At 66.7% G+C, this 7,523-nt stretch carries 6 protein-coding genes and 2 pseudogenes; 2 read left to right on the top strand and 6 right to left on the bottom strand.

Annotated elements, in window-relative coordinates; genetic code table 11:
• The 6 genes and pseudogenes from I0Q12_RS32505 to I0Q12_RS09480 all read right to left on the bottom strand — a co-directional run.
• Positions 1-193: pseudogene (locus tag I0Q12_RS32505) on the bottom strand (AIM24 family protein); the annotation flags it as partial.
• A 41-nt stretch (positions 194-234) separates the two neighbouring features.
• Positions 235-939 (bottom strand): AIM24 family protein, encoded by a 705-nt coding sequence (locus I0Q12_RS09500; protein WP_197251692.1) that lies wholly within the window; start codon positions 937-939, stop codon positions 235-237.
• A 7-nt stretch (positions 940-946) separates the two neighbouring features.
• Positions 947-1,567, bottom strand: a complete 621-nt coding sequence (locus I0Q12_RS09495; RefSeq protein ID WP_197251691.1) for an AIM24 family protein — start codon at positions 1,565-1,567, stop codon at positions 947-949.
• Positions 1,568-1,758: 191 nt separating this feature from the next.
• Positions 1,759-2,916 (bottom strand): acyl-CoA dehydrogenase family protein, encoded by a 1,158-nt coding sequence (locus tag I0Q12_RS09490; protein WP_197251690.1) that lies wholly within the window; start codon positions 2,914-2,916, stop codon positions 1,759-1,761.
• A 34-nt stretch (positions 2,917-2,950) separates the two neighbouring features.
• Positions 2,951-4,144 (bottom strand): acyl-CoA dehydrogenase family protein, encoded by a 1,194-nt coding sequence (locus I0Q12_RS09485; protein ID WP_197251689.1) that lies wholly within the window; start codon positions 4,142-4,144, stop codon positions 2,951-2,953.
• Positions 4,141-5,385 (bottom strand): CoA transferase, encoded by a 1,245-nt coding sequence (locus tag I0Q12_RS09480; RefSeq protein ID WP_197251688.1) that lies wholly within the window; start codon positions 5,383-5,385, stop codon positions 4,141-4,143. The genes I0Q12_RS09485 and I0Q12_RS09480 overlap by 4 nt, the downstream gene beginning before the upstream one ends.
• A 337-nt stretch (positions 5,386-5,722) precedes the next feature.
• Here I0Q12_RS09480 and I0Q12_RS09475 point away from each other — a divergent pair, with 337 nt between their 5' ends.
• Positions 5,723-7,057 (top strand): MFS transporter, encoded by a 1,335-nt coding sequence (locus I0Q12_RS09475; RefSeq protein WP_197251687.1) that lies wholly within the window; start codon positions 5,723-5,725, stop codon positions 7,055-7,057.
• Positions 7,058-7,231: 174 nt separating this feature from the next.
• Positions 7,232-7,523 (top strand): annotated as a pseudogene (locus I0Q12_RS32500) (acetyl-CoA C-acetyltransferase); the annotation flags it as partial.

Here is a 7,523-nt window from a genome sequence, read left to right as displayed (position 1 = left end):
CCTCGGCGACCACGTAGTCACCCAGATACAACGGTGCCGAGAACTGGTGGGCCACCATCTGCAACAGCTGCCCCTGCAGCCCGTGGGTGAGCGCGGTGAACTGCATCTGGCCGTAGTAGGCGATCATCGCGCCCTTCGACAGGAACCACGGGCTCTGCAGATCGATGCAGTACGCGTAGTTGTTGCCGGGCACGTTGTCGTTGCCGACGAGATGCGACGGATTCAGAACGACACTCACAGCTTCTCCTCTGATGCCTGCACGTAGACGATGCCCTGCCCGGTGCACTCGAGCTGCAGACTCTCGCCCCCGGTCCGGCCGGCGTTGCGCCAGCTCATCGTCGACTTCAGGTCGGTCCGCACCGGCCCGAGCGCCGCGACGAACGACTGTGGATCGACGAACACCGGTGCGGGTCCACCGACCTGCAGCTCGATGATCCCGCCGTGGGCCAGCAGTACCGCCGCCCCGTAACCCGACAACTGGGTGGTGAACATGCCGGTGCCCGTCACCATGCCGGTGGCCGCGCCGCGCAGCGCTCCGAGCAGACCGCCGCCACCGCCCCCCGCGGCCGCCGGAGCGGCGGACGCCTGCACGACCGCGCTCTGCAGGCCCGAGGTGTGCGCGAGCAGTCGTGACGCCTCCACCCGCAGTTCCCCACCGGCGGGCATGTCCACGATGTGGGTTTCGAGGCCGCGGAATCCGTAGTGCACGACGCCGTTGCCCTGCGCGACCATCGTCGCCTCGTGCTCGCCCTGCATCATGCGTCCGGCCATCGCCGCGATCCCGCCCAGACCGGGCATACCGCCGGCACCGGGAACCTGATGCGGGCTGAAATGCACTGTCCCCGTGTAGAAGAGCATCGCGCCGCGGCGTGCAACGACGGGCCCCGACTGGTTCAGGTCGACGCGGACGACCTTGTTGTTGACCTTGGTGAAAGTCATCGTCTTCCTACCGTTCCGCCGGCTGGATGGACACGACACCCATCCCGTCCCACTTGAGCGAGAAGGCTTCGCCGCTGCCCTGACCGATCGCGGACCGCCACGACACGTCGGTGACGAACGACTGCGTCAACTGTCCCTTCGCGCAGACGAAGGCATCCGGGTCCACGACCAGTGGGTACTGGGGAGAGACCTCGAGGTGGATCAGCGGCCCGCCCGACGACAGCAGTGCGACCTGCCCGGTGCCCGTGACCGTCGTGGTGAACAGTCCCTGACCGCTCATGCCGCCCCGGACACCGGCGAACGCGACATTGGTGGAGAGGTTCCCGTTCAGAGCCAGCAACTGCTCGGACTCGACCTGCAGCGTCTCGTTGTTCAGGTCGAGCACGGTCACGTTCCGGCCCCGATGTGCGAGATAGACGACGCCGGTGCCGCTGGCTTCCATGAGCGACAGCCCCTCACCGGTCGCGCGCTGCCGCAGGCCCGCGAGCACGCCCTCGCCGCCGCCGAACCCGGCCGACTTGAAGTTCACCTGGCCTTCGTAGGCCACCATCGAGCCCGACAGGGCGCGGATGCTGGTGTTGCTCAGCTGGGCCTCGATGACCCGTTTCGATTTCTCGAGCAGTCGCATGGCGCGAAACGATAGCGGGTGCAGGTCGTGCGCGCCTAGCGGCAGTCGACTGTCGAATGTGCTGCTCGTCCCGAACAGGATCCGGCCCGGTCCGCGTGTGGCGGGCCGGGCCGGATACAGGGCATGTCTCCAATCCCAATTTCGGTGCGAGAAGGATTGGGAGACACGGACCGGTCGTGCCTGTGGGGGTTCTACAGGCCGAGATCCTTGGCGATGATCGTCTTCATGACCTCGCTGGTGCCGCCGTAGATGCGGCTGACGCGCGTGTCCGCGTACAGGCGCGCGATCGGGTACTCGGTGATGTAGCCGTAGCCGCCGTGCAGCTGCAGGCACTTGTCGATGATGCGTCCGGCCACTTCGGTGCCGAACAGCTTCGCGCGGGCGGCGTCGGGCACGGTGAGCTCACCGCGGTCGTGCAGTTCGAGGGCGTTGTCGACCATCAGCTGCAGGGCCTGCAGCTCCGTCGAGCATTCGGCGAGCACGAACTTCGTGTTCTGGAACGCGGCGACCGGCTTGCCGAACACCTTGCGGTCCTTGGTGTATGCGATCGCGTGCTGCACCGCGGCCGCCGCGGTTGCCGACGCACCGAACGCGATGGTGAGCCGCTCCTGCGCGAGGTTGTGGGTCAGGTACTGGAAGCCCTTGCCCTCCTCGCCCAGCAGGTCCTCGACCGGAACCTTGACGTCGGAGTACGACAGCTCCGCGGTGTCGGAGGTCTTCAGGCCGATCTTGTTGAGCTTGCGGCCGACCGCGAAACCTTCGCTGGTGGTGTCGACGACGAGGATCGACAGGCCGGCCCGCCGGTTCTCGGGATCGAACGGCGAGGTGCGGCACACAGTGAGGATGCGGTCGGCGAGCGCGCCGCCGGTGATGAACGTCTTCGCGCCGTTGATCACGTAGTGGGTGCCGTCCTCGGACAGCTTGGCGGTGGTGGCGATGTTCGCGAGGTCCGAACCGGTGCCCGGCTCGGTCATGGCGATCGCGAACATCAGGTCACCGGAGCAGAATCCCGGGATCCAGCGCTGCTTCTGCTCCTCGGTTCCGTACTCCAACAGGTACGGCAGGATGAGGTTCGAGTGCACCGAGTACGACCCGAAGGTGACACCGGCGGCCGAGCATTCCTCGGCGACAACGGCATTGAACTTGATGGACGACTCGCCGCCGCCGCCGTACTCCTCCGGTGCCTGGATGCCGAGGATGCCCAGCTCGCCGAGACGGTTGTAGAACTTGCGCGGGGGATGCCCGTCGGCCTCCCACTCGTGGTACACCGGCGCGACTTCCTTCGCGATGAAGTCGCGCACCGTCTCGCGGAACGCCTCGTGATCCTCGTTGTACACCGTACGCTGCACGGTCGAACTCCCTCTGGTTGTCCGGTTGGTCGAATTACAGTGCGTAACTACGCAGTACACCCTTGCTGATGATCGTCTTCTGGATCTCGCTGGTGCCTTCGCCGATGAGCAGGAACGGCGCTTCGCGCATGAGCCGTTCGATCTCGTATTCCTTGGAGTAGCCGTAGCCGCCGTGGATGCGGAAGCTGGCCTGGGTGACCTCCGAGCAGTACTCGCTGGTGAGGTACTTGGCCATGCCGGCCGCGACGTCGTTGCGTTCGCCCGAATCCTTCAGGCGCGCAGCGTTGACCATCATCAGGTGGGCTGCCTCGACCTTGGTGGCCATCTCCGCGAGGGAGAACCCGATCGCCTGGTGCTGTGCGATGGGCTTGCCGAAGGTGGTGCGCTGCTGGGCGTACTGCGCGGCGAGCTCGAACGCGCGGATCGCGACACCGCACGCGCGGGCCGAGACGTTGACGCGGCCGACCTCGACGCCGTCCATCATCTGGAAGAAGCCCTTGCCGGGGACGCCGCCGAGAATGTCGGTGGCCTTGGCCTTGTAGTTGTCGAAGATGAGCTCGGTGGTGTCGATACCCTTGTAGCCCATCTTGTCGATCTTGCCGGGGATGGTGACCCCGGGGACGACCTCGCCGAATCCGGCGGGCTTCTCGACCAGGAAGGTGGTCAGGTTCTGGTGCGCCTTCTCGGCGCCCTCCTCGGTCTTGACCAGCGCGGCGACCAGTGTCGAGCTGCCGCCGTTGGTCAGCCACATCTTCTGGCCGTTGATGACGTAGTCGCCGCTGTCGTCGCGCTTGGCCTTGGTGCGGATCGCGGCGACGTCCGAGCCGAGTTCGGGCTCGGACATGGAGAAGGCACCGCGGGTCTCACCGGTGGCCATCTTCGGCAGGTAGTAGTTCTTCTGCTCGTCGGTGCCGTGCTGGCGCAGCATGTACGCGACGATGAAGTGGGTGTTGATGACGCCGGAGACGCTCATCCAGCCGCGGGCGAGTTCCTCGACGCACAGCGCGTAGGTGAGCAGCGACTCGCCGAGGCCGCCGTACTCCTCGGGGATCATCAGGCCGAACAGGCCCATCTCCCGCATCTGGTCGACGATCGCCTGCGGGTAGGTGTCCGAATGCTCGAGTTCCTGCGCGTTCGGGATGATCTCGCGGTCGACGAATGTGCGGACGGTGTCCAGGATTTCGGTCTGGAACTCGGTCAGGCCGATCGTCTGGGCGAGGCGGGTCATGCGTGATCCTTCTGGTTGATGCGGACGGTGCCGGCTGCGGCGAGGGCGTCGACCTCGTCGCCGGTGAGACCGAGGTGCTCGACGAGCACGTCGGCGGTGTCGTCACCGTTGGCGGGAGCAGGGCGGACGGCCGGGTACCCGCCGTCGAACGACATGGGTACGGCGGCCGCGGAATAGGTGCCGATGCGCGGCTGCTCGAGCCGCTGGAACATCGGATTGTCTGTGACCCGGGGGTCGGCGGCGAGCTCGGCGAACGTGCGGTAGCGCTCGTGCAGGATGGAGGTTCCGTCGAGCGCGGCCTCGACCTCGGCGGCGGTGTGGGCACCGAACCACCCGGCGAACAGGCCGCCCAGCACCGCACGGTGCTTGTAGCGTTCGCCCTCGATGCGGAAGTCGGCACCGAGCGCGGCTTCGACGGCGGCGACGGCCGCGGTCGTGCCGGTCAGTTCCGTCAGGTCGCGGAAGTGCCGCGGGGTCAGCGCGACGATCATGAAGCGGGCGCCGTCCGAGGTTGCGAAGTCGCAGCCGTAGGTCCCGTAGACGGCGTTGCCGACGCGGCCGCGTCCGGTCAGGCCGAGCTGCGCCTCGGCGATGTAGCCGAGATTGCCGACCGTCGCGAACGCGACATCCTCCAGCGGCAGAACGATCTTGGTGCCCGCTCCGGTGACCTCGCGGCGGTACACCGCGGACGCCACCGACAGCGCGGCGTACAGACCGCACGAGACGTCCCACGCGGGCAGCACGTGGTTGACCGGGCCGTCGAGATTCTCCGGGCCGGTGACCTGCGGGAAGCCGGCGGCGGCGTTGACGGTGTAGTCGACGGCGCCGGTGCCGTCGGCACGCCCGAGCACCTGTACGTGGATCAGGTCGGGACGGATCGCGGCCAGGACGTCGTAGTCGAGCCAGTCGCGGCCGGCGGCGTTGGTGACGACGATCCCGGCGTCGATGATCAGGTCGCGGATCAGCTTGTGCGCGTTCGGATCACGGAAGTCCGCGGCGAAGGAGCGCTTGCCCTTGTTCAGGTTCGCCCAGTAGATCGACTCGCCGTCCTCGGTCAGCGGCCACCGCTTGTAGTCGGCGGCTCCCCCGATCGGGTCGATGCGGATCACGTCGGCGCCGAGGGCGGCGAGGGTCATTCCGCACAACGGCGCGGCCACGAAGCTCGACACCTCGATCACGCGCACACCGGCCAGGGGTGCCGTGGACGAAGGGAGCTCGTCGGTGGAAGCGGTGGAGTTCATGCGTTGCCTGTCCTCGTCACGAGGTCCGGGCACACCTGTCCCGAACCGATTGCCACGTCAGAATGCAACACATCTCACCTACGGAACCAGGACCGTTCGGCTATCGGACGGTTAGCGCACACCAATGAGCTGATCGTCGAACTGAGCGCGGTTCACAACCGCTTTCGGTCCGGTTGTGATCTTTCATAGGTACGAGTGATCGATCCGTTCACATACGGCTCTTTGCGGTCCGTGAGATGGGTCACGTTCAATGTGTACGACGCCAGGCGTGATCTTCCACGTAGAGGCCGGGGCAGGTCCCCGCTTCCCACCCTCCGAGTTCTGAAGGGACTCCCCAGTGACTACAGGCGAAATCGTCAACGGCAGATCGGACACTCCCGATGCCGCGGGAACGAAGGCATCCGCCTTCAAGGTGACCGCGGGCCGCGCATGGGGGATGACCGGGCTGGTCATCTTCCTCTACGTCGTCAACTACGCGGACAAGGCCGTCCTCGGCATCATCGCGAAGCCGCTGAAGGAAGACCTCGGCCTCACCTCGTCGCAGATCGGCCTGGTCGGTTCGCTCTTCTTCGTGACGTTCACGATCGGCGGGTTCCTCGCAGGCCCGCTCAACAAGTACCTGACCCTGCGGTGGGCGCTGCTGGCACTCGGCCTGATCTGGTCGGTCGTCATGCTCCCGCTCGTCGTCTCGGCGTCGCTCGGATTGCTGATCGTGTGCCGCATGCTCCTCGGCCTGGCCGAAGGACCGAGCTCGGCACTCATGCATGCCGCGACCTACTCGTGGCACCCGCCGGCCAAGCGTGGTCTGCCGGGCGCGTTCCTCGCCGGCTCGGCGTCGGTTGCGAAGATCGCCCTCGCCCCCGTGCTCACGTACATCACGGTCGAGTACGGCTGGAAGATGGCGCTGATCGCGCTCTCGGTCCTCGGTGGCGTGTGGGTCCTGTCGTGGCTGTCGGGCTGGAAGGAAGGTCCCTACACCGCGAAGGTCGTCAAGGGTGGTGACGCCGCGAGCGCATCCACCGAGCCGTCCGTCCCGTGGACCAAGATTTTCCTCAACCGCACGTTCGCGAGCTGCGCACTTCTGATCATCGTTGTCTACGCGCTGACCACCGTCGTCCTGACCTGGCTTCCCTCGTACTTCCAGGACGGCCTCGGCTACAGCCAGCTCCAGGCCGGTTCCATGTTCGCCTTCCCGTCGATCGTCGGCCTGTTCCTCATGATCGTCTCGGGTTCCGTCACCGACCGCCTGGCCGGCAAGGGCACCAGTTCCCGGGTCGTCCGCATCATCGTGCCGTGCGTCGGCGTGCTCATCTGCGGTGCCGTGCTGGTCTTCCTCCCCTACATCGGGACGCCGGCCCTCGCTGTCGCCGCGGTCTCCATCGGCTACGGCTTCGGTGCGATCGTGTTCCCGCTGATCAACGCCGCGATCTCGGAGCTGTGCCCGCCGCAGCAGACCGCGGGCACCATGGGTGTGTTCCTCGCGCTCATGGCGATCGGTGGCCTGGTCGCCCCGTACGCGACCGGTGTCATCGTCGACAACGCCGCGACTCCGGCCGAGGGTTACGCCACCGCGTTCCAGGTCATCGGTGTCCTCGGTGTGATCGCCGCGGTGCTGGTGCTGGCGCTCGCGAACCCCGATCGCGACCGCAAGCTGATCCGCAGCGAGGCCTGACGAAAGTAGTGGCATAGCTTCCACCTAACGGAAGCTTCCGCCGAAAGACTTTCCCTCACCGGCCGGGTGCGTGGTCTCCTCGAATGTGAGGACCACCACCCGGCCGGTCATCGTTTTCCCTTCGCCACGGTTGCCCGGCAACCGTGTCCCCGCAACAGCAAAGGACCGATTCGCATGCGCGATGCCGTGATCGTCGACGCCGTCCGGACCCCCATCGGGCGTCGCGGTGGCGCACTGTCCGAGATCCACCCCGTCAACCTGTCCGCACACGTGCTGACGGCGCTCGCCGAGCGGACCGGCCTCGACCCGGCCACCATCGACGACGTCGTGGTCGCCGGTGGTGTCGAGTCCATGAGCCGCGTGCCGATGGGCAGCGCCAGCAAGGACGGCCAGCACTTCCCGCAGAACGTGCGCGACCGCTTCGGTGTCGAGGGCTTCAGCCAGGGCATCGGCGCCGAGATGATCG

Origin of the sequence: Rhodococcus sp. CX (assembly GCF_015865005.1) — a bacterium.
Classification (GTDB): Bacteria; Actinomycetota; Actinomycetes; order Mycobacteriales; family Mycobacteriaceae; genus Rhodococcus.
Note: the sequence above shows the minus strand (reverse complement) of the source record. Positions and strands in the feature narration are given on the sequence as shown.

What these genes read in the sequence shown, in the direction of transcription:
- I0Q12_RS09485 (WP_197251689.1), bottom strand. Translation starts at nt 4,144, where the DNA reads ATGACCCGCCTCGCCCAGACGATCGGCCTGACCGAGTTCCAGACCGAA.
- I0Q12_RS09480 (WP_197251688.1), bottom strand. Translation starts at nt 5,385, where the DNA reads ATGAACTCCACCGCTTCCACCGACGAGCTCCCTTCGTCCACGGCACCC.
- I0Q12_RS09495 (WP_197251691.1), bottom strand. Translation starts at nt 1,567, where the DNA reads ATGCGACTGCTCGAGAAATCGAAACGGGTCATCGAGGCCCAGCTGAGC.
- I0Q12_RS09500 (WP_197251692.1), bottom strand. Translation starts at nt 939, where the DNA reads ATGACTTTCACCAAGGTCAACAACAAGGTCGTCCGCGTCGACCTGAAC.